This window comes from Kytococcus sp. HMSC28H12, assembly GCF_001816045.1.
GTDB classification, from domain to species: Bacteria; Actinomycetota; Actinomycetes; order Actinomycetales; family Dermatophilaceae; genus Kytococcus; species Kytococcus schroeteri.
The window spans coordinates 1-1,766 of the sequence record NZ_KV824602.1 but is presented as its reverse complement, the minus strand read 5'-3'; the positions used below and the strand labels follow the sequence as shown (position 1 = coordinate 1,766).

Annotated in this window: 2 protein-coding genes; one reads left to right on the top strand and one right to left on the bottom strand. The window is 72.7% G+C overall.

Annotation, left to right across the window (positions count from 1 at the left end; all coding sequences use genetic code 11):
* Window positions 1-433 (bottom strand): YgfZ/GcvT domain-containing protein (locus HMPREF3099_RS09460; protein ID WP_371327530.1); only part of this gene is annotated, 433 nt, incomplete at its 3' end.
* A gap of 133 nt (window positions 434-566) precedes the next feature.
* On the opposite strand from HMPREF3099_RS09460, the gene HMPREF3099_RS09455 reads away from it, so the two are divergent.
* A complete protein-coding gene (locus HMPREF3099_RS09455; protein WP_070705722.1) occupies window positions 567-1,718 on the top strand; it encodes an LCP family protein in 1,152 nt (383 codons plus the stop codon).
* Window positions 1,719-1,766 lie beyond the last annotated feature (48 nt).

Sequence of the window (1,766 nt, the reverse complement as noted above, 5' to 3'; positions counted from 1 at the left end):
AGGGGTCCCGCCACACCGGGGGCTCGCCGGGCAGCCCCTCGGCCGCCACCGGCTCGCCCAACACACGCAGGTCGTCGCTGCGGTCGGCCACCTCGACCCGCAGCATGAACCGCATCGAGTCCAGGAAGGCGGCCAGCGGCGCGGCGTGGCCGGGGTCGGTCGTGATCCAGGTGGTCTCGCCGTCGTCCACCACGTGCAGAACGTGCTCGATGCGGCCCTGCGGGGTGAGGAGGATGGCCTCCGCCGAGTGGTGGGGCGGCAGCCCGGCCAGGTCCTGCGTCACGAGGCTGTGCAGCCACGTGAGGCGGTCCGGCCCGGTGACCGTCACCACACCGCGGTCCCCCAGGTCGACCACGGCCAGCCCCTCCTCGAGGAGCCGCTGCTCCTTGAGCGGATCACCGTGGTGCAGCGCCACCGGCGAGCCGAGGCGCACCGCGCCGGGCCGTGCGCTGAGTGGGGAGGGCGAGGGGTGGGCGGGGTCTTCAGGGGACGTCTGCGTCATCACACTCCGGCCAACGCGCGCAGGTCGCCGGCCCTTCCCAGCCGGGGCCCCTACTGTGTCCGCCATGAGTACGAAGATCCCGGAGACGACCCGCCAGCGCGGCCACGGCGGGCGCCGTTGGTGGCGCTGGGGGTGCGGCACCGTCGCGGCGCTGTTGGCCCTCCTGCTGGTGCTGGCCGCCGTCTGGGTGTGGCGCGCCAACGACACCCTCGAGAAGAACATCACCGTGGACGACCAGCTGCTGCCATCCACCACCACCCCGAGCACGCCCCCGGACAACGGCGGCGACGGTGGCACCGAGAGCCCGACGGGCGACGGCAAGGGCTCCGGCACGGACGGGGGCGGGACCGAGAAGGCCTCGCGGTACCTCAAGGACGTCACCGGTGACGGGAAGCCGGACAAGGGCGCGAAGGGCACCGTCACGGCGCCGAGCGACTCCGCCGAGAAGGCCCAGAACCCCAGCCGCGGCGCCGAGGGCACCCGCAACATCCTCATCGTGGGCGAGGACGACGGGCGCAGCAACGGGGCCGTCCGTTCGGACGTCATGATCCTGGCCCACATGAACGCCTCGGGGAGCAAGGTGACGCTCGTGCACTTCCCCCGCGACCTCTGGGTGCCGATCCCCGGCCACGGCTTCGACAAGCTCAACTACGCCTACTCCGCCGGCGGTGCCCCGCTGCTGGCGCAGACCTTCCAGGGTGCGCTCGACGTGCCGGTGACCGACGTCGTCGTCACCGACTTCGAGAGCTTCTCGTCCACCGTGGACGCCCTCGGTGGCGTGACCGTCCGCAATCCGCAGCCCTCCCCTGAGTTCCCCGAGGGCACCGTCCGTCTGGACGACGGGGCCGAGGCCCTGCGGTTCGTCCGCGAGCGCAAGACCCTGAAGCTGGGCGACATGGGGCGTGGTGAGCGGCAGATGGCCGTGCTCAGCGGCGTCTTCGACGCGGCCCGCAGTGCCGAGGTGGCACGGAACCCCAACAAGGTGCAGCGGATCCTGGACGCCAGCACCCGCAACGTCCGGGTGAGCGCCGGCCTCTCGCCGAAGGAGATCCGCGGCATCGGGCGCAGGTTCATCACCGGTGGCGGCACGGTGACCTACCAGACCGCCCCCTGGGCGAGCATCGGCTGGTCGCCCGACGGGCGCCAGAGCATCGTCGTCCCGGACTGGGCGGGTATCCGCGCGCTCGGCGAGAAGGTGCGGAACGACTCGCTCTGAGGGTGGCCCAGGCACGGAGGGCTCGCACCCCAGCGGGGTGCGAGCCCT